The 21,677-nt window shown below is 72.7% G+C and carries 18 protein-coding genes; 9 read left to right on the top strand and 9 right to left on the bottom strand.

Annotated elements, in window-relative coordinates; translation table 11 throughout:
• Nucleotides 1-25: 25 nt before the first annotated feature.
• Complete coding sequence (gene uidB / locus CGE01nite_RS13765; RefSeq protein WP_141371412.1) at nucleotides 26-1,486, bottom strand: glucuronide transporter; 1,461 nt, start codon at nucleotides 1,484-1,486, stop codon at nucleotides 26-28.
• Between the two features lie 64 nt (nucleotides 1,487-1,550).
• Nucleotides 1,551-3,335 (bottom strand): beta-glucuronidase, encoded by a 1,785-nt coding sequence (gene uidA / locus CGE01nite_RS13770; protein WP_141371413.1) that lies wholly within the window; start codon nucleotides 3,333-3,335, stop codon nucleotides 1,551-1,553.
• A gap of 114 nt (nucleotides 3,336-3,449) precedes the next feature.
• Here uidA and CGE01nite_RS13775 point away from each other — a divergent pair, with 114 nt between their 5' ends.
• The 4 genes from CGE01nite_RS13775 (at nucleotide 3,450) to CGE01nite_RS13790 (ending at nucleotide 7,810) form a co-directional block, all read left to right on the top strand.
• Nucleotides 3,450-4,469, top strand: a complete 1,020-nt coding sequence (locus CGE01nite_RS13775; protein WP_141371414.1) for a LacI family DNA-binding transcriptional regulator — start codon at nucleotides 3,450-3,452, stop codon at nucleotides 4,467-4,469.
• A gap of 122 nt (nucleotides 4,470-4,591) precedes the next feature.
• The gene (locus tag CGE01nite_RS13780; RefSeq protein WP_048341641.1) at nucleotides 4,592-5,977 is read left to right on the top strand and encodes a mannitol dehydrogenase family protein; all 1,386 of its coding nucleotides are present in this window, start codon (nucleotides 4,592-4,594) and stop codon (nucleotides 5,975-5,977) included.
• Nucleotides 5,978-5,996: 19 nt separating this feature from the next.
• The gene (manD, locus tag CGE01nite_RS13785) at nucleotides 5,997-7,235 is read left to right on the top strand and encodes a D-mannonate dehydratase ManD (RefSeq protein WP_048341634.1); all 1,239 of its coding nucleotides are present in this window, start codon (nucleotides 5,997-5,999) and stop codon (nucleotides 7,233-7,235) included.
• Nucleotides 7,232-7,810 (top strand): gluconokinase, encoded by a 579-nt coding sequence (locus tag CGE01nite_RS13790; RefSeq protein WP_229747415.1) that lies wholly within the window; start codon nucleotides 7,232-7,234, stop codon nucleotides 7,808-7,810. The genes manD and CGE01nite_RS13790 overlap by 4 nt, the downstream gene beginning before the upstream one ends.
• 77 nt (nucleotides 7,811-7,887) lie before the next feature.
• Here the strand turns inward: CGE01nite_RS13790 and CGE01nite_RS13795 are convergent, their stop codons facing one another.
• The 3 genes from CGE01nite_RS13795 to CGE01nite_RS13805 all read right to left on the bottom strand — a co-directional run bounded on the left by CGE01nite_RS13795 (nucleotide 7,888) and on the right by CGE01nite_RS13805 (nucleotide 11,605).
• Nucleotides 7,888-9,474: an RNA polymerase sigma factor gene (locus CGE01nite_RS13795; protein WP_141371415.1), complete on the bottom strand. Its 1,587-nt coding sequence runs from the start codon at nucleotides 9,472-9,474 to the stop codon at nucleotides 7,888-7,890.
• 336 nt (nucleotides 9,475-9,810) lie between these two features.
• A complete protein-coding gene (locus CGE01nite_RS13800; RefSeq protein WP_048341632.1) occupies nucleotides 9,811-10,206 on the bottom strand; it encodes a universal stress protein in 396 nt (131 codons plus the stop codon).
• 133 nt (nucleotides 10,207-10,339) lie between these two features.
• Nucleotides 10,340-11,605: a DUF4192 domain-containing protein gene (locus CGE01nite_RS13805; protein ID WP_141371416.1), complete on the bottom strand. Its 1,266-nt coding sequence runs from the start codon at nucleotides 11,603-11,605 to the stop codon at nucleotides 10,340-10,342.
• A 113-nt stretch (nucleotides 11,606-11,718) separates the two neighbouring features.
• On the opposite strand from CGE01nite_RS13805, the gene CGE01nite_RS13810 reads away from it, so the two are divergent.
• Nucleotides 11,719-12,273: a hypothetical protein gene (locus CGE01nite_RS13810; RefSeq protein WP_053071505.1), complete on the top strand. Its 555-nt coding sequence runs from the start codon at nucleotides 11,719-11,721 to the stop codon at nucleotides 12,271-12,273.
• Nucleotides 12,274-12,282: 9 nt separating this feature from the next.
• Nucleotides 12,283-13,434 (top strand): polyprenyl synthetase family protein, encoded by a 1,152-nt coding sequence (locus CGE01nite_RS13815; RefSeq protein WP_141371417.1) that lies wholly within the window; start codon nucleotides 12,283-12,285, stop codon nucleotides 13,432-13,434.
• Nucleotides 13,435-13,493: 59 nt separating this feature from the next.
• On the opposite strand, the gene CGE01nite_RS13820 is transcribed toward CGE01nite_RS13815, so the two are convergent.
• Complete coding sequence (locus CGE01nite_RS13820) at nucleotides 13,494-13,898, bottom strand: Rv2175c family DNA-binding protein (RefSeq protein WP_048341630.1); 405 nt, start codon at nucleotides 13,896-13,898, stop codon at nucleotides 13,494-13,496.
• A gap of 205 nt (nucleotides 13,899-14,103) precedes the next feature.
• Between CGE01nite_RS13820 and CGE01nite_RS13825 the strand changes: the two genes are divergently transcribed.
• Nucleotides 14,104-15,249, top strand: coding sequence for a lytic transglycosylase domain-containing protein (locus CGE01nite_RS13825; protein ID WP_141371418.1), 1,146 nt, complete (start codon nucleotides 14,104-14,106; stop codon nucleotides 15,247-15,249).
• Nucleotides 15,250-15,344: 95 nt separating this feature from the next.
• A complete protein-coding gene (gene pknB / locus CGE01nite_RS13830) occupies nucleotides 15,345-17,378 on the top strand; it encodes a Stk1 family PASTA domain-containing Ser/Thr kinase (RefSeq protein WP_141371419.1) in 2,034 nt (677 codons plus the stop codon).
• A 117-nt stretch (nucleotides 17,379-17,495) separates the two neighbouring features.
• Here pknB and CGE01nite_RS13835 read toward each other — a convergent pair whose 3' ends face one another.
• From CGE01nite_RS13835 to CGE01nite_RS13845, 3 genes are all read right to left on the bottom strand, one after another.
• Nucleotides 17,496-18,848: a class II 3-deoxy-7-phosphoheptulonate synthase gene (locus CGE01nite_RS13835; RefSeq protein ID WP_048341627.1), complete on the bottom strand. Its 1,353-nt coding sequence runs from the start codon at nucleotides 18,846-18,848 to the stop codon at nucleotides 17,496-17,498.
• A complete protein-coding gene (locus tag CGE01nite_RS13840) occupies nucleotides 18,845-20,065 on the bottom strand; it encodes a pyrophosphate--fructose-6-phosphate 1-phosphotransferase (protein ID WP_141371420.1) in 1,221 nt (406 codons plus the stop codon). Before CGE01nite_RS13840 ends, CGE01nite_RS13835 begins: the two co-directional genes overlap by 4 nt.
• A 150-nt stretch (nucleotides 20,066-20,215) precedes the next feature.
• On the bottom strand, nucleotides 20,216-21,001 hold the full coding sequence (locus tag CGE01nite_RS13845; RefSeq protein ID WP_141371426.1) for a lysophospholipid acyltransferase family protein: 786 nt from the start codon (nucleotides 20,999-21,001) through the stop codon (nucleotides 20,216-20,218).
• A gap of 113 nt (nucleotides 21,002-21,114) precedes the next feature.
• Here CGE01nite_RS13845 and CGE01nite_RS13850 point away from each other — a divergent pair, with 113 nt between their 5' ends.
• The gene (locus tag CGE01nite_RS13850) at nucleotides 21,115-21,645 is read left to right on the top strand and encodes a hypothetical protein (RefSeq protein ID WP_053071504.1); all 531 of its coding nucleotides are present in this window, start codon (nucleotides 21,115-21,117) and stop codon (nucleotides 21,643-21,645) included.
• The last annotated feature ends 32 nt before the right edge of the window (nucleotides 21,646-21,677 follow it).

Consider the following 21,677-nt stretch of genomic DNA (forward strand, 5'->3'; position numbering starts at 1 on the left):
CTGCCACCTGCGACGTCGGTCATCGTCACGCCTCCTCAGCGGTCGGGGTCGCGTCGGCGGTACGCGCGGCCCGGCGGGCGGTGACCTCGCTGACCATCGTCGCGAAGGTCTTCTCGGTCAGCGGGTAGACGAGCATGATCACGACGCCGATGCCGATGAACACCGCAGGGACGAAGCCCGCGATCGCGCGGATGCCGTCGAGCGTGCCCTGGGTCTGCTGCTCCGCGTCGGCGAGGTAGCCGACCATGCCCAGGCCGAAGGCCGCGGCCGCACCGCCGAGCGCCTGCCCGAGCTTGCGGGTGAACGAGAACATCGCGTACGTCGTGCCCTCGGTCCGCACGCCGCTGCGCCACTCGCCGTACTCCACCGTGTCCGCCTCGAGCGCCCACATGAGGGTGTTCACCGCGGCGATGCCGATGCCGTAGAGGCCGAAGAGCACGACCGCGAGCCAGACGAGCGACGGCGGGGTCAACGCGATGCCGATCGCTGCGACGACCGAGGTCACCCCGGCCGCGATGTACGCCGTCTTCTTCCCGATCGCCCCGACGATGCGCGGGATGGCCGGCGCGACGACGAACATCGCGAGCGTGCTGACCACGGTCAGGACGATGAAGAGGTTGGCGTCGCCGAGCACGTCCCGGGCGTAGTACGCCTGCACGGTCTGCAGGGCGAACATGCCCGTGAGGAACGACAGCGCGCTCAGGCAGAGCATGAGCAGCGGGCGGTTGCTCCGCAGCGTGCCCATGCTCTGGCGCAGGCTCACGCGCGCCACGTCGCGCACCACGGACTCCCGCGACGTCCGGAACAGCAGCATGTACAGCCCGAACCCGATCACGACGAAGAGCAGCGTGGTCATCGTCAGCGACTGCTGCAGGTTCTCCGCGTCGCGGATCTGGGGCGCCACGACGAACGACAGCATGATGATCGTCGCCGCCGTGCCGATCATCCGGAAGCTCGCGAGCTTCGCACGCTCCGTGGGCACCTGCGTCATGGCCGACGCGAGGGAGCCGTACGGGATGTTGACCAGGCTGTAGGCGAGGCCGAGCAGCGCGTAGGTGATGTAGGCGTAGATGAGCTTGCCGGTCCCGCCCAGCCCGCCGGGGACCGTGAACGTCGCGACGCTCAGGAGCAGCAGCGGCAGGGAGCCGAACAGGAAGAACGGCCGGAACTTGCCCCAACGGGTCATGGTCTTGTCCACGACGCGGCCCGCGTAGATGTCCGCGAACGCGTCCCAGGCACGCACGACGAGGAACAGGGTGCCGGCCGCCGCGGGCGAGATCCCCACGACGTCCGTGTAGTACAGCAGCAGGAACATCGACGTCATGGAGAACGCCAGGTTGTTGGCGGCGTCCCCCGCGGCGTACCCGAGGAGCTGCGAGCGGCGCAGCCGTCCCGACGAGGTCGGCTCGCCGGGGGTGCTCGAGGTGGTCGGGGCGGGGGTCGAGTCGGGCGGGATGGCGGGTGCGTCAGCGACGGTGCTGGTCATGGCCGGTCCTTGGGTCGGTGCCGCGACGTGCGGCGAGGTCGGGGGTCGAGTCGGCGGGCGCTGGTCAGGCATCGCGGTTCCAGCGGCGACGCAGGGCGTGCGCGGCAGCCTTGGGCCGACGGTCGCGGGTGAAGACGCCCTTCTTGTTGCCGTCGACGCGGAACACGCTCGCCGACGCCGTCGCGAAGTCGGCGAAGTTCCAGACCTGCTCGCCGACCACGGCCGGAACGCTGTCGAAGACGCGGTGGTTCATCTCGAGGTACGCGACCTGGTACTCCTCGGACCAGGGCTGGGGCGTCAGCGAGTGCACCCCGGCGATCGTGTCGGCGCCGTACTCCGTGATGATGATCGGCTTGCCGTCGGTCGCCCACTGCTCGAGCTCGGCACGCCAGGCCGTCTCCGCGGCCTCGAGGTCGCCGGTGTTCACGTACCAGCCGTAGTACCGGTTGAGCATGACGACGTCGCCGAGCTCACTCACCTTGCAGGCGCCGTGCGGCGCGAGCATCACGTTGACGAACCCGACCGGTCGGCTCGGGTCCAGCTCGCGCGTCAGCGTGAACAGCGGCTCGAAGTAGGCGCGCGCGGCGTCGGTGTCCGACTCCGGCTCGTTCGCGATCGACCACAGGACGACGCTCGGGTGGTTCTTGTCGCGCGCGACGAGCTCGCGGATCGCCTGCGCGTGCGCCTCACGGCTGACGTCGTTGATGGTCTCGGGCGAGAAGGTCGTGTAGTTCTGCCCGCCGAAGATGCCACCCGCGAGGCCCATGTTCTGGCCGACCGCGGCCACCTCGTCGATGACGACCAGTCCGAGGCGGTCCGCGTAGTCGTAGACCTCCTCGGCGTACGGGTAGTGCGACGTCCGGAAGGAGTTCGCGCCGATCCAGCGCATGAGCTCCATGTCGTGCACGAGGAACGCGTCGTCGTGCCCCTTGCCGCGGACAGGTGTGTCCTCGTGGCGTCCGAACCCGGTGAAGTGGAACGGCGCGCCGTTGATGAGGAACTCGGTGCCACGCACCTCGACCGTGCGGATGCCGACCGTCTGCGCGTACTGGTCGAGCAGCTCCCCCGCGGTGGAGCGCACCTCGACCTGAGCCACGTGCAGGTAGCCGTCGCCGGGTGCCCACAGGTGAGCGTCCGGCACGACGATCTCGCCCGCGGCTCCCTGGCTGCGGCCGACCTCGACGCCGTCGGCGTCGTGCAGGACGACCTCGACGGTGTGCTCGTCGTCGCCGGCGATCTCGACGGCGTACGCGACGACTCCGTCGTTCCCCCGCACGTCGGTCGTCACCGTGATGTCCTCGACGCGCGTCTGGGGGATCGCGCAAAGCCACACCGAACGGGCGAGCCCCGCGTAGTTGAAGAAGTCGTGGAAGTACTGCTGACGACGACCGTTCGGCGTCTCGTGCACGACCCCCGGCGGGATCGTCTGGAAGGTCAGCTCGTTGTTCACGGCGACCGTCACGCGGACCTCGTCGCCCGGGGTCACCAGCTCGGTGATGTCGGCCTCGAACGGCGTGTACCCGCCGACGTGCCGGACCACCTCGGTGCCGTCGACCCACACCGTGGCCGCGTGCGTCGCGCTGTCGAACCGCAGCACGACGCGCTGCCCGGCCCAGCCGCGGGGCACGCGCGTCGTCGTCTGGTACCAGGCGTCACCGACGTGGTCGCGCCCCTCGGTCCCGACGAGGATGTCGTTGTAGCTCGCGGGGACGGGCATCTCCCGGGCGTGCTCGAGCGGCCCGCCGAACCACTGCTCGTCGGCGCCGACCAGCGCGGGGTCGAGCCGGAAGCTCCAGAGGCCGGCCAGCGACCTGCGCTCACGGGTGGGGGTGTCCTGGGGACGAAGCATCAGTGCTCTCCTCTCGGTGCCGCGGTGGACCGCCGGCTGACACCCATTGGGAGGCCGCGACCGTGGGCATGACAAGCGGTTGCCATGACTTGCCGCGCGAACTAGCGTGCGTCCATGGTCGGCTCGGAGGACGAACGCCGCAGCCCGACGATCTACGACGTCGCGACCGCCGCGGGCGTCGCGCCGTCGACCGTCTCGCGTGCGTTCTCCCGCCCGGGACGCGTCAACGCGGAGACCGCGGCACGCATCCGCGCCGTGGCAGACGAGCTCGGCTATCGCGCCAACCCGCTCGCGCGCGCCCTCCCGACGGGCCGGACGTCGCTGCTCGCGCTCGTCGTCTCCGACGTCACGAACCCGTTCTTCTTCCAGATCATCCGCGGCGCCCAGGAGGCTGCGGACGCCGAGGACCAGACGTTGCTCGTCACCGACGTGCTCGAGTCCGCGACGGCCGAGCGCAAGGCGCTGGAACGGCTCGTGCCCCTGGTCGAGGGCGTCGTGCTGGGCACCTCGCGCATGTCGGACTCGACGATCCGGGTGCTCGCCAAGCAGCGTCCGACCGTCGTCCTCAACCGGGTCCTCGGCGGCATCCCGAGCGTCGTCACGGACAACGCGCGCGGGATGCGGCGCGCGCTCGAGCACCTGGGCGAGCTCGGGCACCGCAAGATCGCCTACGCCGCCGGCCCCGAGGCCTCGTGGGCCGACGGCATGCGATGGCGCGCGATGCGCGAGGCCGGCCACGAGCTCGACCTGCGGGTCCACCGGATCGGGCCGTTCGCCCCGACCCTCGCGGGCGGGCTCGCCGCCGTCGGGCCGCTGGCGGCGAGCGGCGTGACGGCGGTCGTCGCGTACAACGACCTCGTGGCGATCGGCCTCCTGCAGGGACTTGCCGCGGCCGGCGTGAAGGTGCCGCAGCGCGTGAGCGTCGTGGGCTTCGACGACATCTTCGGCGCGGAGCTGTGCAGCCCCGCGCTCACGACGGTGGCCGCTCCGCTGCACGCGCTCGGCCAGCACGCGGTGCGCACGCTGCTGCACGACATCCGCGCCCGGACGCCGCAGCACACCCGGCCCGCCCTGCTCCCCGCGCAGCTCGTCGTCCGCAGCTCGACCGCTCCCCCGCCCCGCGGACGTCGCTGACCCAGCAGCGCCACGCGGCCCGGCGGGGCAACTCGTGGCAACCGATTGCCACGACGACCCGTCGCACGGCTCAATCGTGAGGAGCCCGGCGCACCGCCGCGCCGCGACGAGGAGAAGTGACGATGACCGTTCCGACAGCCTGGCGACGCCGTGACCCGGCGCCCGCCGTCCGGGTCGTGCACCTCGGGCTCGGCGCGTTCCACCGCGCGCACCAGGCCTGGTACACCGACCGCGCGAACGCGGCGGCTCCGTACGACACCTGGGGCATCGCCGCCTTCACCGGCCGGTCCGCCGCGGCGGCGCGCGCGCTCGCCGCGCAGGACGGGCGGTACGTCGTCCTGACGCGAGCGGCCGACGGCGACACCGCCCAGAGCATCGACGCCCTCGTCGAGGCGCATGACGGCGCCGACGTCGACACGTGGCGCGCGCTCGTCGCACGCCCGGAGGTCGCCGTCGTGACCCTCACCGTCACGGAACGGGGCTACTGCCTCACGGCCGACGGGCGGCTCGACCTCGACGACCCCGCGGTGCAGGCGGACATCGCCGCGCTGCGACGTGGCGACGCGACGGCGGCGACCACCGCGCCCGGGCGGCTCGTCGACGGGCTGCGCGCACGCCGCGCTGCCGGCGCGGGCCCGCTCGCGGTCGTCTCGTGCGACAACCTGCCTGACAACGGCAGCGTGACCCGCACGGTCGTGCGCACGCTCGCGTCCCAGGTGGACACCTCGCTCACCGCCTGGATCGACGCGACGGTCTCCTTCGTCTCGACGATGGTGGACCGCATCACCCCCGCGACGACCGATGCCGACCGCGACACCGTGCGGCTCCTGACCGGCCGCATCGACACGTCCCCCGTGGTCACCGAGCCGTTCGCCGAGTGGGTGCTCGAGGACGCCTTCCCGGCCGGGCGGCCCGCGTGGGACCTCGTCGGCGCCCGGCTCGTCGACGACGTGCGTCCCTACGAGCAGCGCAAGCTGTGGCTCCTGAACGCCGGGCACTCGCTGCTCGCGTACACCGGTCTGGCCCGCGGCCACGCGACCGTCGCGGAGGCGTTCGCCGACCCCGCCTGCCGGACCATGCTCGACGAGCTCTGGGACGCCGCACGGCCGGTCGTCCCGCTCCCGGCGGGCGAGGTCGACGACGCGCTGGCCACCCTGCGCGAGCGGTTCGCCAACCCCCGCATCGAGCACCGACTCGCCCAGATCGCCTGCGACGGCTCGGTGAAGCTCGGCGTCCGCGTGCTCGCCGTCGCCCGCGCACGACGCGCGGCGGGGCTTCCCGCCGCACCCGTGCACGCGCTCGTCGTCGGCGCGTGGGCACGGCACCTGTCCGACGAGAGCGGCAGCGACCCGGGCGCCGAGGCGCTCGCGCGAGCCCTCGCCGCCGCCGACACACCACGCGAGCAGGCCGCGCTGCTGCTCGACACGCTCGCCCCCGACCTGCGCGACGAGACCGACCTCGTCGCCACTCTCGAGCAGGCGCTCGCCGGCTCGAGCCAGACCGTCTGAGACCCGAGGAGCCACCGCCATGAAGATCGTCGCTGCCGACGTCGTCGTCACCAGCCCGGACCGCAACTTCGTCACCCTCAAGCTCACGACCGAGGACGGTCTGACCGGCCTCGGCGACGCGACCCTCAACGGGCGTGAGCTCGCGGTCGTGGCCTACCTGCGCGAGCACGTCGTCCCGCTGCTGATCGGCAGCGACGCGAGCCGCATCGAGGACACGTGGCAGTTCCTGTACCGCAGCGCGTACTGGCGTCGCGGTCCCGTGACCATGGCCGCGATCGCGTCGGTCGACATGGCGCTGTGGGACATCAAGGGCAAGGCCGCCGGCATGCCCGTCTACCAGCTGCTCGGCGGCGCGTCCCGCACCGGCCTGCTCGCCTACGGGCACGCGTCGGGCAAGACCAACGACGAGCTCTTCGACTCGATCCGCAGCCACCAGGAGCAGGGCTATCGGGCGATCCGCGTGCAGACGGGCGTCCCGGGGCTGAAGTCGATCTACGGCATCGCGTCGAACGCGACCTACGAGGCCAACTCGGGCGTCCGGTACGACCACGAGCCGGCGCAGCGCGGCGCACGCCCCGCCGAGGAGGACTGGGACACCCGCTCCTACCTGCGGCACGTCCCGACCGTGTTCGAGGCGGTGCGCAACGAGTTCGGCCCCGAGCTCCCACTGCTGCACGACGGCCACCACCGCATGACGCCCATCCAGGCGGCCAGGCTCGCGCGCTCGCTCGAGCCGTACGACCTGTTCTGGCTCGAGGACGTGACGCCCGCCGAGAACCAGGAGGCGCTGCGCCTGGTCCGCCAGCACTCGACGACCCCGCTGGCGATCGGCGAGATCTTCAACACCGTGTGGGACTACCAGATGATCATCCGCGAGCAGCTGATCGACTACGTGCGCTCCGCCGTGACTCACACCGGCGGCATCTCGCACCTCAAGAAGGTGCTCGACTACGCCGCGCAGTACCAGGTGAAGTCCGGCATGCACGGACCCACCGACGTCTCCCCGGTCGGCATGGCCGCCGCGATGCACCTCGGCCTGGCGATCCACAACTTCGGGATCCAGGAGTACATGCAGCACGGCACGCGCACGAACGAGGTGTTCCAGCAGTCGTTCACCTTCACCGACGGCTACCTGCACCCGGGCGACCAGCCCGGTCTGGGCGTCGAGCTCGACGTCGACGAGGCGGGCCGCTACCCGTACGAGCAGGCGTACCTGCCCTACAACCGGCTCGCCGACGGCACGGTGCACGACTGGTGAGCGCGCCCACGCCCGTGATGCGGGTCGTCGTCATGGGCGTCTCCGGCTCCGGCAAGTCGACCGTCGGGTCGCTCCTCGCGCGTCGCCTCGGCGTCGAGTTCATCGACGCCGACGGCCTGCACCCCGCGACGAACGTCGCGAAGATGGCGGCGGGAACGCCTCTCGACGACGCCGACCGCGAGCCGTGGCTGCGGGACGTCGCGCGTGAGCTCGCGGCGGCTCGCGGCGGAGCGGTGGTCGCGTGCTCGGCGCTGCGCCGTCGCTACCGCGACACCCTCCGGCGCGGGGTGCCCGGCCTGGTGCTCGTGCACCTGGTCGGGACCCGCACCCAGCTCGCCGCCCGGCTGGGCGCTCGGCTCGACCACTTCATGCCCGCGTCGCTGCTCGACACCCAGCTCGCCGCGCTCGAGCCGCTGCAGGAGGACGAGGCCGGCATCGTCCTCGACATCCGTCAGCCTCCCGACGCCCTCGCGGACGAGGCGGCACGACGCGTGCGTGTGCCCTCCCCCGAGCCCGCCACCCCGCTGCCCCCGCGGTGCGACCACGCGCAGGTTCGTCCCGCCGCGGCGGGGTGATGCCGGCCTCGGGCCCACGACGCGCGAGACCCCCGCATCCGAGCCGGGTGCGGGGGTCTCGTCACGCGCAGGACGCGTCAGTCCAGGTAGTCGCGCAGGACCTGGGACCGCGACGGGTGACGCAGCTTCGACATCGTCTTGGACTCGATCTGACGGATGCGCTCACGCGTCACGCCGTAGACCTTGCCGATCTCGTCGAGCGTCTTCGGCTGACCGTCGGTCAGGCCGAAGCGCATGGACACCACGCCGGCCTCGCGCTCGCTGAGCGTGTCGAGGACCTGGTGCAGCTGCTCTTGCAGGAGCGTGAAGCTCACGGCATCGGCGGGCACGACGGCCTCGGAGTCCTCGATGAGGTCACCGAACTCGCTGTCGCCGTCCTCGCCGAGCGGCGTGTGCAGCGAGATGGGCTCCCGACCGTACTTCTGGACCTCGACGACCTTCTCCGGGGTCATGTCGAGCTCCTTGGCCAGCTCCTCCGGCGTGGGCTCGCGGCCCAGGTCCTGGAGCATCTGGCGCTGCACACGGGCGAGCTTGTTGATGACCTCGACCATGTGCACCGGGATGCGGATGGTGCGCGCCTGGTCGGCCATCGCACGCGTGATGGCCTGACGGATCCACCACGTCGCGTAGGTCGAGAACTTGTAGCCCTTGGTGTAGTCGAACTTCTCGACCGCACGGATCAGACCGAGGTTGCCCTCCTGGATCAGGTCCAGGAAGAGCATGCCGCGGCCGGTGTACCGCTTGGCGAGCGAGACGACCAGGCGCAGGTTGGCCTCGAGCAGGTGGTTCTTGGCGCGACGGCCGTCCTGCGCGATCCACTCGAGCTCACGGCGCGCCTTGGGCTCGAGCGTGATGCCCGCGTTGAGCCGCTCCTCGGCGAACAGGCCGGCCTCGATCCGCTTGGCGAGCTCGACCTCCTGCTCGGCGTTGAGGAGCGCGACCTTGCCGATCTGCTTGAGGTAGTCCTTGACCGGGTCGGCCGTGGCACCGGCCGTGACGACCTGCTGCGCCGGGGCGTCGTCGTCGTCAGCGTCGGAGTAGACGAACCCCGAGTCCTCGGACTCCTCGCGCGCGGCGGCGGGCTTGGCCTCGCCCTCGTCGTCCGTGGCGGTCTCGGTGTCCGTGTCCGCGTCGGCCTCGACGACCACGTCCTCGAGCGCGGCCACGTCGACGTCCTCGATCTCGACGTCCTCGCCGTCGGTGGGGATGTCGTCGTCCTTCGCCGCCTTGGCGGCGGGCTTGGCAACAGCCTTGGTGGCCGGCTTGGCGGTCCGCGTCCTCGGCTTCGCCGCGGGGGCGTCCTCCTCCGCGCCCGCCGTCGTCTTCGCGGCGGCAGTGGCGGTGGCGGGCTTGGCGGTGGCGGGCTTGGTGGTCGCGGGCTTGGCCGCGGTGGAGACGGCCGCCTTGGCGGTCGGCCGGGACTTGGCGCTCGTGGCCGCGGCGACACGCGCCGGGGCCGCGTCGCTCACCGTCACGCCGGCCGTCGCGAGTCCGCGGACCACGGCCTTGAGGCGCTTGGCGTCCTCGACGCCGGCCTGCTCGCACGCCGAGCGGACCTCAGCGGCACCGACCGAGCCGTGGGTGCGGCCGCGGACCACGAGGTCCTGGAGCGCGGGGTGCTCGAACTCGCGCGGAAGCGCGGGATGCGGGGTCTGGGACGTCACGAACGACCTTTCGGCAGCACGACACCGGAGATGGAGCCGGGTGGTAGATGGATATTGTACCGAGCGGAACGCGTGAACGAGCCGTCCTGCGCACGCGAGTGCTGCAGCGGCGTCGCCCGCGGGTGGCTCGGCGTCGCGCAGTCGGGGCCGCGCGGATCACCGGAGATGGCGTCCTCTCACGCGGCCTGTCGTGTGGCGGCGCCGGGACGTCCGAACCCTCCAACGTCCGAGGGGCCGGGAGGATTCCCGACCTGCGTCACCAGCTTCGCGCGACCGTGCCCGCCGTGACAGCGCGATGGGCCACGGCCCGGGCGTTCGCCCGGCGGTCCGCGTGTGTCAGCGCGTGGTCGGCTTGACCGTGAGCACCGGGCACGGGGCGTCGAAGAGCACACGTTGCGCGTTGGCGCCGAGGATGAGCTTGCCGACGGGGCTGCGCTGACGCAGGCCGATGACCACGAGCTCGGCGGAGACCTCCTCGGCGGTGGCGATGAGGTCGTCGGCGACGTCGCCACCCTCGAGCAGGCGCACCTCGTGCGCGACGCCCTTGGCGGCGAGGTCCTCCCCGACCTTGGCGAGGTCCGCCTCCGTCGCGGCCCGCTGCTCGGCGGGCTCGTCGTCACGCACGCTGACCACGACGACGACATCGCGTCCGCGGATCCCGGCCTCCTGGACTGCGGCGTCCAGCGCGGCACGCCCTTCCGGCGTCGCCAGGTAGCCGACCACGATGCCCATGCTGAGCTCCTCTCGATGGCCCGTGCCAGGACCGTACCGCCGCCTGGCCCCTGACTCCACCTGCGACGACGCGCGTCGTCCCCGACGCGACCGCACCAGCCCCCCGCGCGACCCGCCGATCGGGCTCGACGCGTCACCGCGCGGATCCGTTCCCGAGCCCCTGCCCCTGCTCCGGCGGACCCACCAGCGGGTCGGCCTCACCACCGTGCGGGCCTTGCGGGTCCAGGTCCTCGTCCCATTCGCGGCCGTCGTCGTCGGGCGGGTCGGGGCGGCGCGTCCAGCCCGGTCCCAGGCCGGCGGCGAGCGCCGAGTCGAGCAGGGTGGCGAGCCGGTAGCCCGGGTCGTCCTGCAGCGCACGGTCGAGCAGGATCTGGGCGCGGGCGCCGTCCCCGCGCCACCACGCGAGCAGTGCCAGCAGCGACAGCGCGGGAGCCTGCGCGTCGCGACGCCCGTGCGCGACGAGCGCTTCGAGGGTCTCCTCGTGGAGCCTCACCATGCCTTCCGGAGCGGCGATGCCCGTCGAGGTGCCCATGATCCGCCCGGTGACCTCCCCCATCGCGAGCTCGACGCCCGCGTCCGGGTGCCGCCCGCGCACGCTCCGCTCCGGGAGGTCCCCGGCGCCCGGGACGAACGACGCGAGCACCGCATCGCGGACCCGCCGGTCCTGCAGCCCCGCCTCGAGCCGACCCCACGGCGCAGGAGCACCCAGCTCGGCGCGTCCCGCGACCAGGTCGACGGCCGCGCGCCAGGCCGCCACCGAGCCGAGCCGCCAGCGCTCCAGGGCATCCGGACCAGCGGCGACGGCCGCGAGCCCGCGCTCCTGCCACCGGCGGCGGGTGCGGGCCACGACGCGACGGCGTTGTGCGTCCGCGGACGGGATGCGCACGAGGTCGTCGCGCGACCCGGCGACCGTCGCCCCCTCGAGCACCATCCGCGCGGACACCTGTGTCGACTCCAGCTCGCGCAGCGGGCGACCGCCGGGTGGGCAGCACGAGCGGGCGCAGTCGAACGACAGGTAGCCGTCCGGTGTGACGACCCAGACCGGCACCTGACCGAGCGAGACGTCCGATGCCTCCCGGTAGTGCTCGACCGCGCGCAGCACGCGCAAGCCCACAGGTCCCGGGTCGAGACGTGGGTCGACGTCGGCGTAGACGACGAGCACGGTGCTCTGCGCGCCGTCGCGTCCCATCGTCGCGACCACCGCCCGGGCGACCTGCGCGCCGACCTCCTCGTCGCCGAGCGCGGCCAGGTCGACCCGCATGACCACCCCGACACGACCACGCGGGGCTCGCAGGCTCACGGCCACGGCGCTGTCCCGCGGCCGGAAGCCGAGCCGGTACGGGAGCAGGGAGATGATCTCGCGGGGTTCGCTCACCCGCAGCGTCGAGGTCGCCGTCATGCGTGCACCTCACCGCACCGGCAGTCGGTCGCGAGCGTCCGTACTGCGCACCTGTGGAGCAGCCGCCGCGGCGCGGGGCCTGGGGTCGGGTCGCGCGCGGCTAGGCTGACGCGGTGCGAGACAGCCTGCTCCCGACCGTCGGCACCCGCGTGAGCAGGCGTTCCGCCGGCCTCGGGGCGCTCCTGCTCGCCGCGGTCCTCGTCGTCGCCGGGTGCTCGAGCTCGGAACCGGCCCGCCTCGACACCGCGGGCGCGACGACCGATCAGCCGCTCCTGACCGCCGAGCCGACCGCCGACGCGACGTTCGAGCCCCTCGACGACGAGCAGGCGACCGTCGGCGAGCTCGCCGACGGCTTCCCGAGCGATCTGGTCCCGCTGCCCGGCGACGCCGACATCCTCGTCTCGTCGGCCGTGCCCAGCGCGGACGGCGCCTTCACGGACATCAGCCTCAACCTGCGCACGACCCTGTCGGCCGAGGACCTCATGGCCAGCCTCGGCACCTCGCTGACCGGTGCGGGGTTCACCCAGTCCCCCGTCGCGTCACCGCCGGCCGGGGTGGCCGCGCAGTCGACCTTCGCACGCGGTGCGGGCGAGGTCGTCACGGTCGCCGTGCTGGACCGCGACGGCGTGCGGACCCTCACGCTCGGGGGCCGCATCGCGGTCGCCTAGGCTGCCGGGATGAGCACGCAGCCCTTGGCAGTCGACGGCGCGGACGTCCCCGCCGGCGCCCTCGTGGACCTCGAAGACGTGCGCGCCGGGGTCGACCACGTGCTCGCCGAGCACGTCGTCCGGCTGCGGGTCGAGCTCGCCGCCGTGAGCTCCGACGCCGGCCGTCTCGCCGACGCCGTCGAGGCGATGCTCTCGGGCGGCAAGCGGCTGCGCGCGGCGTTCTGCTGGTGGTCGTGGCGCGCGCACGGCGGGCAGCCCGGGACTCGCGAGGCGGCAGCGGTGCTCCGCGTCGGCGCGGCGCTCGAGCTGTTCCAGGCCGCGGCGCTCTTCCACGACGACGTCATGGACGACTCCGACACGCGCCGCGGCAAGCCGGCCGCGCACCGCGCGTTCGCGGCGCTGCACGACGAGCTCGGGCTCGAGGGTGACGCCGAGCACTTCGGGACGTCGTCCGCGATCCTGCTGGGCGACCTGGCGCTCGTCGCGAGCGAGCAGGTGTTCGCCGCCGCCCTCGCCGAGGCGCCGCTCCCCCGCGCGCTGCGGGCCCGTGGCGTCTTCGACCTCATGCGCACCGAGGTCACGGTCGGCCAGTACCTCGACGTGCTGGCGCAGTCGCAGCCCTGGGGCGTGGACCCCGCCGCCGACGAGGAGCGTGCGCGCGAGGTCATCCGCGCGAAGTCGGCGCGCTACAGCGTCGAGCACCCGCTCACGCTCGGCGCCGCGCTCGCCGATGCCGACGACGCCGAGCTCGACGCCGTGCGTGCGCTCGGGCTGCCGCTCGGCGAGGCCTTCCAGCTGCGCGACGACGTGCTCGGGGTCTTCGGCGACCCGGCGACGACCGGCAAGCCCGCGGGTGACGACCTGCGCGAGGGCAAGCGCACCGTGCTCGCCACCCGCGCGCACCGGCGCGCGCTGGAGCGCGGTGACGCGGCGACCGCCGAGCTGCTGCGGACGAGCCTGGGTGAGCGGTCGCTGACCGATGAGCAGGTCGCGGTCCTGGCGGACGCGATCCGCTCGACCGGTGCCGTCGAGGAGGTCGAGCAGCTCATCGACGAGCTCTTCGGCGTGGCGCTCGACCGGCTGACGGCGCGCTCGTGGCGCCAGCCGGCCTCGGACGTGCTCGTGCGCCTGGCGCACGCAGCGGTCGACCGGCGCGCCTGATTCCTCGCTCGCACGCCCGGCACCCGGTACTCAGGCGTCTGCGTGCTCAGGCGTCGGGGCTAGAGCTCGGCCTGGGCGCGGCGGCGGATCTCGGTCTTCTGGCCGGCGCGCAGCGCGTCGATCGGGGTGCCGGGCAGGGACTCGTCAGGCGTGAAGAGCCAGACGATCGCCTCCTCGTCGGAGAACCCCGCGTCGGCGAGCACCGTCAGCGTGCCCTGGAGCCACGGCAGGGCGGCCCACTCACCCGTCGCGGCGGCGTCCTGGTGGCCGGGCACGAGGAAGCGCTCAGGCACCGACAGCACGCGCGGCTCGCCGCGGCGCACGCCGACGAGCTTGCGCTCCTGCAGCAGGCGGCGCACCTTGCCCACGTCGAGGCCGACGCGCTCGGCGACGTCGGGCAGGGTCAGCCAGGAGTCGACGAGGGTGTCGACGGCTGCTGTCGTGGGTTCAGAGGTCTCGCTCACGGCCCCAGCGTACGCAGGACGTCGCGGTTCTCCCGTCTGGACGGTCGGCGGGCGGACGGTCCACGCCGCCGAGAGTCCGGCCACTCGGGTGAGCGCGGCGGCGTGGGGTTTCCACCTGACGGCGCGTCGGCTAGGTTCACTTCTGTCACATCCGTCACAGCAGTCACACCCATGGACTCGCGTCACATGGCCGAGGGGGACCCTCATGAGCACCACCAGCGCAGCCGCACGTCGCGGCGTCCACGTCCGGCGAGCAGCGGGCGGGACCGGCGCGACCCTGGCGCTCGTCGCGATCTCGGTCTCCGCGTCACCCGCCGCGCACGCCGACGACGCCTACACGGTGCGTCCGGGCGACACGGTCAGCCACATCGCCGCCCGCACGGGCGCCTCGGTCGCGGCGATCGCGCGAGCCAACGCCCTCGCCGACGTCTCCCGCATCCGCGCCGGCCAGGTGCTGTCGATCCCGTCGGCCTCCGCCCGGACGCCGCGCACCCCGGCCGCACCCGTGAGCTCGACGTACACGGTGCGTGCGGGCGAGACCGTGACAGGGATCGCCGCGCGCCACAAGACGACCGTCAAGGCCATCATCTCGGCCAACTCGCTGCGCGCCGACGGCCTCATCCTCGCGGGCCAGAAGCTCACGATCCCGGGCGCCGCCGGGGCACCCGCACCCGCACGCACCCCCGCCGCCACCGCGACGACGTACACGGTGCGCGCGGGCGACACCGTCTCCGCCATCGCCGCGCGCCACGGCACGACCGTCAAGGCGATCGTCGCCGCCAACGGCCTGGGCCCGAGCGCCATGGTCCGCATCGGCCAGAAGCTCACGCTCGCGGGCGCGTCCTCGTCGTCGCCCGCGCCTGCTCTCGTCGGCGACACGTTCGCCGGCCGGACCTACGCCCGGGACGTCGTCGACGCCGCCAACGCCAACAAGCGTGCGCTGCTCGCCGCCGGCGTCCCCTCCAAGGCGCAGATGCAGGCGAAGGTCGCCGCGACGGCGCGCGCCTACGGGCTCGACCCGGCGCTGGCCCAGGCGATCGCGCTGCAGGAGTCCGGGTTCAACCACACGGCCGTCTCCCCCGCCAACGCGATCGGCACGATGCAGGTCATCCCCTCGTCGGGCGACTGGGCGTCGAGCATCGTCGGTCGCCAGCTGAACCTGCTGGACCCGGACGACAACGTCGTGGCCGGCGTGGTCATCCTGCGCGCGCTCGTCCGCATGTCGCCGGACCTGCCGAGCGCCATCGCGGGCTACTACCAGGGCGCGGCGTCCGTCCGGAAGTACGGCATGTTCGCCGACACCCGCCGCTACGCGGCCAACGTCCAGACCCTCATGACGAGGTTCCGCTGAGCGTGCGCGAGCTCGCGGGAGGAACCGCGCAAGTCGCAGCCGTGACGCGGGCCGCAATACCCGGACCTCGCACGTCCCGAACGTAGACTCGCCGCGTGGGAACCACCGTCACCGATCCGCTCGTCGGCCGCCTGGTCGACGGCAGGTACGAGGTCGTCTCCCGCATCGCGCGCGGCGGGATGGCGACCGTCTACCTCGCCGTCGACCGGCGCCTCGACCGCGACGTCGCGCTCAAGGTCATGCACGCCCACCTCGCCGAGGGGACGTCGGGCGCCGACTTCGTCGCACGCTTCCGGCGTGAGGCCCGCGCGTCCGCACGCCTGACCCACCCGGGCCTCGTCGGGGTGTTCGACCAGGGTGTCGACGGCGAGACCAGCTACCTGACGATGGAGTACGTCGACGGCGCCAACCTGCGGCGGCGGCTCGCCGAGCAGGGCGCGCTCAGCGTCGAGGAGTCGCTGCGCGTCGCCGAGTCCGTGCTCGACGCGCTCGCCGCCGCCCACCGCACCGGGCTCGTGCACCGCGACATCAAGCCGGAGAACGTCCTGCTCGCCACCGACGGCAGGATCAAGCTCGCCGACTTCGGCCTGGCACGCGCGGTCACCGAGGTCACGTCGACCACGACGGGCACGGTCCTGGGCACGGTCGCCTACCTCGCCCCGGAGCTCGTCGTGCGCGGTGCGAGCGACGCCCGCACCGACGTGTACGCGTGCGGGACCCTGCTGTACGAGATGCTCACGGGCCGCCAGCCCTTCGTCGGCGAGACCCCGATCCAGGTGGCCTTCCAGCACGTCAACTCCGACCTCCCGGCCCCGTCCGACGAGGTCGACTGGCTCCCCGTCGAGGTCGACGACCTGGTCCGCGCGCTCGCGGCACGCGACCCCGACGACCGTCCGACCGACGCAGCGGCCGCGGTGACGCTGCTGCGCCGGGTGCGCAGCGAGCTCGACGCCGAGCTGCTGACGCGCCGCGCGGACGTCGCACCGTCGATCGTGCTGCCCGCCGCGACCGACCCCGACGAGACTCCCCTGCCCGACGGGCAGGACGCACCGCCGAGCGAGGCGGCCGACGAGCCCGAGGAGGGCGAGACCGGCGCCACCGTGCGACTCGAGGACGTGCCGCGCGGCTCGACCGTGGCGCTCCCGATCGGCCTGGGCGCGCCGGTCGCGGTCCAGCTGCAGGTATCCGACGAGGACGGTGACACCGCTCGGCCGCGGCGTCGTCGTCGGCTGCTCGCGATCGCGCTCGTGGCTCTCGTCCTGCTGGCGACCTCGGGCGCGGGCTGGTGGTACGTCGCCGCCGGCCCCGGCGCCTACACGACCGTCCCCGCGATCGGCGGGAAGAGCGCCGAGGCCGCGGCCGCAGCGCTCGACGCGGTCGGGCTCGACGTCCGGACGACCTCCGACTTCTCGACCACCGTCGAGAAGGGTCTGGTCGTGACGTCGCAGCCCGCGCCTGGCGAGCGGGTCCGCAAGGAGGGCACGGTCGAGATCACGGTCTCCAAGGGGCCCGACTACGTCAAGGTGCCCGACGGAGTCGTGGGCGTGCTCCAGGCGGACGCCGCCGCGGCGCTCGAGGCGGCCGACCTCGAGGTCGAGTACGCCGACGCGGTCTACGACGACAAGGCCGGTCTCGGCGTCGTGCTGACAGCCCTGCTGCCCGACGGCGAACCCGCCAAGGCCGGCGCTCAGGCGGTGCGGCACTCCGTCGTCACGCTCACGGTGTCCAAGGGCCCCGCCCCGGTCACGGTCATCTCCGTGGTCGGCGCGACGCTCAAGGACGCGAAGGCGCAGCTCGGCGACCTGGGTCTGAAGGTCACGTCGTCGGAGGCGTTCAGCGCCGACGTCAAGGCGGGCACGGTCATCAGCCAGACCCCGAAGGGCGGCACTGCCGGGCACCGGGGTGACACCGTCGAGCTCGTCGTGTCCAAAGGTCCCGAGCTGTTCGAGGTCCCGAACGTCATGCGCAACGGCGTCGGCTCGGCGAGCGACACGCTCACGGCCGCGGGCTTCAAGGTCAAGGTCGTGCACGCGGCCACGTACTTCGGTCTCGGCTTCGTCGTCGGTCAGGAGCCCGGCGGCGGGTCGATGCACCCCAAGGGCACGACGATCGTCCTGACGATCACCTGACACCCCCGCCTCACGCACCACCCGCGGGCGACGCCCTGCCTCGGACGCGCCGCGAATGACGACGAAGGGGCCGGTCCCGCCTGAGCGGTCCCGGCCCCTTGCGCGCACGTACGAGAGCTACGAGGCGCGCAGCAGCTCCACGACCTGGAAGGCGAGCTCGAGCGACTGCTGGTGGTTCAGACGAGGGTCGACGAGGGTCTCGTAGCGCTCCGCGAGCCGCTCGTCGTCGATCTGCTCCGAGCCGCCGAGCACCTCGGTCACGTCGTCGCCCGTGAGCTCGATGTGCAGGCCGCCCGGCACGGTGCCGAGCGAGCGGTGCACCTCGAAGAAGCCCGCGACCTCGTCCATGACGTCGCTGAACCGGCGCGTCTTGTAGCCGTTCGCGGACGTGATGCCGTTGCCGTGCATCGGGTCGCACACCCACGTCACGGGACGACCGTCGGCGGTGACCTTCTCGACGAGCTGAGGCAGGTGGTCGCGGATCTTGCCCGCACCCATGCGCGTGACGAACGTCAGGCGCCCCGGCTCCCCCGTCGGGTTGAGCTTGTCGATGAGCGCGATCGCGTCGTCGCCCGTCGACGTCGGGCCGAGCTTGACGCCGATCGGGTTCTGCACCCGCGAGAAGTAGTCGATGTGCGCGCCGCCCAGCTCACGCGTCCGCTCGCCGATCCACACGAAGTGCGCCGAGCAGTCGTACGGCAGTCCCGTACGGCTGTCGATGCGGGTCAGCGGTCGCTCGTAGTCGAGCAGCAGGCCCTCGTGCGACGAGTAGAAGTCAACCGTGCGCAACGCGTCGAAGTCCGCACCGCACGCCGCCATGAAGCGGATCGCGCGGTCGATCTCGGCCGCGATCTCCTCGTAGCGCTTGTAGGCGGGGTTCGTCGTGAAGCCGCGGTTCCACTCGTGCACCCGCAGCAGCGACGCGAAGCCCCCGGTCGTGAAAGCGCGGATGAGGTTCAGCGTCGACGCGGACGTGTGGTACGCCTCGAGGAGCCGCTGCGGGTCCGGGGTACGGGCCTCTTCGGTGAAGTCGAAGCCGTTGATGATGTCCCCGCGGAACGCCGGCAGCGTCACGCCGTCGCGCGTCTCGGTGCCCGACGAACGGGGCTTGGCGTACTGCCCGGCCATGCGGCCCATCTTCACGACGGGCAGGCTCGCGCCGTACGTCAGCACGACCGCCATCTGCAGGATCGTCTTGATCTTGTTGCGGATGTTGTCGGCCGTCGCCTCGGCGAACGTCTCGGCGCAGTCGCCCCCCTGCAGGAGGAAGGCCTCGCCTCGACCCGCCGCGGCGAGCTGGGCGCGCAACGCGTCCGCCTCGCCCGCGAAGACCAGGGGCGGCAGCGCCGCGAGCCGCTCGGTCGCGCGCGTGAGCGCGGCCTGGTCCGGCCAGGCGGGCTGCTGCCCGGCCGGCAGGTCTCGCCACGCGTCGAGACCCGCGACCACCGTCGCGTCGGGCTCGACGCTCACGAGTGGCTCGCCGGGACGAGGGACTGGCCGATGTCGGCCAGCAGCTCGCCGAACCACGGCTGCGACACGTCGAACGCCTTGCCGCCCGCGATGCGCGGGAACTCGATCGCGCGCAGCACGTCGCCGCGCTCCTCGTCGTGCCCGATGACGCCGGCCTCGCCACGCAGCGCGCACTCGACGGCCAGGTCCGTCATCGACTTGATGAGGCGCAGGTCCTCGGCGTTGGCCGCGGCAGCACGCGAGTAGTAGCCGGACTTCTGCACCATCGTCTTCTCGGCGCCCAGCTTCTCGGCGAACTGCTTCGCGAACCACTGGCCGGGGTTGATCGTGTCGAGCTTGACGTGGCCGAACGGGTCGCGCTCGGGCGGCGTGCCGGCCTTCGTGAGCTGCTCGACGATCTCGTGCATCCCCGCGCCCTCGGACAGGAAGATGTTGACGTTGCCCTGCGTGTCCATGATCGCCTTGAGGCGCTCGGCCTCGGCGTCGATGTCGAGCGCGAGCTCGGGGACGAAGACCGCGTGGATGTCCCAGCGCTCACGCGTCAGGCCGATGCCCGGGACCCACTCCTGCTGGTCCAACCACTTGCGGTACTCGATCGCCGCGGCGGCCGTGAGCCAGCCGCAGTGCCGACCCATGACCTCGTGCACGATCAGCATGCGCGGGCCCGAGCGGTGCTCGCCGATGATGTTCGCGGCGAAGCCCGCGGCCTCCTCCGCCGCGGTCCACGCGCCGAGCGACTGACGGATCGGCACCACGTCGTTGTCGATCGTCTTGGGCAGGCCGACCACGGTCAGGCCGTAGCCGTTCTCCGCGAGGTAGGCGGCGAGGTCCGCGGCGGTCGTGTTCGTGTCGTCGCCGCCGATCGTGTGCAGCACGTCGACGCCGTCCGCCTTGAGCTGGTCGGCCGCGACCTGCAGCGGGTCCTCGCCCTCGGCGACCAGGCCGCGCTTGACGCAGTCCTTGGCGTTGGTGAGCTTCACGCGCGAGTTGCCGATCGGCGAGCCGCCGAAGCGGTGCAGGATCCCGGCGTTCTTGCGCGTCTGCGCGTCGATGACGATCTTGTCGCCGCGCAGCAGCCCGTAGTACCCGTGCTCGTAGGCGATGATCTCGACGTCCGGCGCGATCTCGGTGTAGCGCTCGATGAGGCCACCGACGGCGGACGAGAGGCACGGGGCGAAGCCACCCGCGGTGAGGAGGGCGACGCGACGGACCGACATGACAAACACCTTCCGTAGAGCTGCAGGGGGCCCCTGCGGGGACGCTGGCGACCCTAGGTCGCGTTCTTCACGCGCTGCCAGGACTTTCAGCGGGACTGGTCACGGAGCCCTCGGCCCGGCGACGACGACCGCACGTGGCGGCCGACGACGTCATCCTACTGACGGCTCGGCCTCGTCCTGCGGGGGGACCGGAACCTGGACGTCCGGCACCGGACGACCACCCGGCGCGGCCGTGCGCGGCTCGTCGGCCGCCGGCTGGGACTCGGTCACACCGGCCGCGATGCGCGCCTTCTGGGTGGCCGCGTACACGTCGACGTACTCCTGGCCGGACAGGCTCATGATCGCGTACATGATCTCGTCGGTGACCGAGCGCAGGATGAACCGGTCGTTCTCCATGCCCTTGTAGCGCGAGAAGTCGAGCGGTTCCCCCACGACCATGCCGATGCGCATGACCTTCGGGATCCGCTTGCCGACGGGCTGGGCGATGTTTGTCCCGACCATGGCGACGGGGACCACGGGTGCCCCGGACTCGAGCGCGAGCCGCGCGATGCCCGTCTTGCCGCGGTAGAGCCGCCCGTCGGGGCTGCGCGTGCCCTCGGGGTAGATCCCGAACAGGTCGCCCTCCTCGAGCCGGCGCAGACCGGTGCGCAGCGCCGCCTCGCTCGCCTTGCCGCCACCACGGTCGACCGGGATGGTGCCGACGCCGCGCATGAAGCCCGCCGTCAACCGGCCCTTGAGGCCCCGCCCGGTGAAGTACTCCTGCTTGCCGATGAACACGAGCTCGCGGTCGAGCATGAGCGGCAGGAAGAACGAGTCGATGACAGCCAGGTGGTTGCTCGCGAGGATCGCCGGCCCGTCCGCGGGCACGTTGTGCTCGCCACGGATCCACGGCCGGTACACGAGGTGCAGCAACGGACCCACGAAGATCCGCTTCATCAACCAGTAGAACAAGGGGTCACCTTCCTGCACCGTCGACGGTCCGGCCCGCCGGACGACCAGTCGGTCGCCACGGACCGTCGGGACCGCACGTCCGACTCTAGAGTGCTCTCATGGCTCCTCGCTCCGACCGACCCGACGGGCGACCCGACGAACCGGTCGACGACGAACGGTGGGCCCGCATCGTCGCGGAGCTCGGCGACGTGGACTCCGCCGCCGACGCGACCGCCGCCGGAGGGCTCGACTTCCCGGTCGCGCCCGGCGTCGAGTCGCCGTTCGGCGACCGCTCGCGCGTCGTGCGACCGGCGGCGGGCGACCCGTCCGACCCGCTGGCGTCGGCGTCGGGACGGGACTGGGACGGCACCGCGCAGTACGACGAGGCGGAGAGCGGCGTCGACGAGCAGGAGGGCTTCGTGGCGCCCGACCCGGGCCCCGTGCTCGGCGGCGACCCGCTGCTGACCATGGCGTGGTTCGCCGCGGCCGGGATGCCGTTGCTCCTGCTCGTCCTGCTCATCGCGTGGCGCGACGCGCCCGCGGCGCTGATCCAGGCCGCGTGCGTCGTGTTCGTGCTCGGCGTCGCGGTGCTCGTGTGGCGCATGCCGCCGCGCCGCGAGCGTCAGGACGACGACGGCGCGGTCGTCTGAGCTGCCGCCGCCCGGCCGTGCGCCGGGCGGCG

This window comes from Cellulomonas gelida, assembly GCF_006538725.1.
Taxonomy (GTDB): Bacteria; Actinomycetota; Actinomycetes; order Actinomycetales; family Cellulomonadaceae; genus Cellulomonas; species Cellulomonas gelida.

What these genes read in the sequence shown, in the direction of transcription:
- uidB (WP_141371412.1), bottom strand. Translation starts at nt 1,486, where the DNA reads ATGACCAGCACCGTCGCTGACGCACCCGCCATCCCGCCCGACTCGACC.
- uidA (WP_141371413.1), bottom strand. Translation starts at nt 3,335, where the DNA reads ATGCTTCGTCCCCAGGACACCCCCACCCGTGAGCGCAGGTCGCTGGCC.
- CGE01nite_RS13775 (WP_141371414.1), top strand. Translation starts at nt 3,450, where the DNA reads ATGGTCGGCTCGGAGGACGAACGCCGCAGCCCGACGATCTACGACGTC.
- CGE01nite_RS13780 (WP_048341641.1), top strand. Translation starts at nt 4,592, where the DNA reads ATGACCGTTCCGACAGCCTGGCGACGCCGTGACCCGGCGCCCGCCGTC.
- manD (WP_048341634.1), top strand. Translation starts at nt 5,997, where the DNA reads ATGAAGATCGTCGCTGCCGACGTCGTCGTCACCAGCCCGGACCGCAAC.
- CGE01nite_RS13800 (WP_048341632.1), bottom strand. Translation starts at nt 10,206, where the DNA reads ATGGGCATCGTGGTCGGCTACCTGGCGACGCCGGAAGGGCGTGCCGCG.
- CGE01nite_RS13805 (WP_141371416.1), bottom strand. Translation starts at nt 11,605, where the DNA reads ATGACGGCGACCTCGACGCTGCGGGTGAGCGAACCCCGCGAGATCATC.
- CGE01nite_RS13815 (WP_141371417.1), top strand. Translation starts at nt 12,283, where the DNA reads ATGAGCACGCAGCCCTTGGCAGTCGACGGCGCGGACGTCCCCGCCGGC.
- CGE01nite_RS13825 (WP_141371418.1), top strand. Translation starts at nt 14,104, where the DNA reads ATGAGCACCACCAGCGCAGCCGCACGTCGCGGCGTCCACGTCCGGCGA.
- CGE01nite_RS13840 (WP_141371420.1), bottom strand. Translation starts at nt 20,065, where the DNA reads ATGTCGGTCCGTCGCGTCGCCCTCCTCACCGCGGGTGGCTTCGCCCCG.
- CGE01nite_RS13845 (WP_141371426.1), bottom strand. Translation starts at nt 21,001, where the DNA reads ATGAAGCGGATCTTCGTGGGTCCGTTGCTGCACCTCGTGTACCGGCCG.
- CGE01nite_RS13850 (WP_053071504.1), top strand. Translation starts at nt 21,115, where the DNA reads ATGGCTCCTCGCTCCGACCGACCCGACGGGCGACCCGACGAACCGGTC.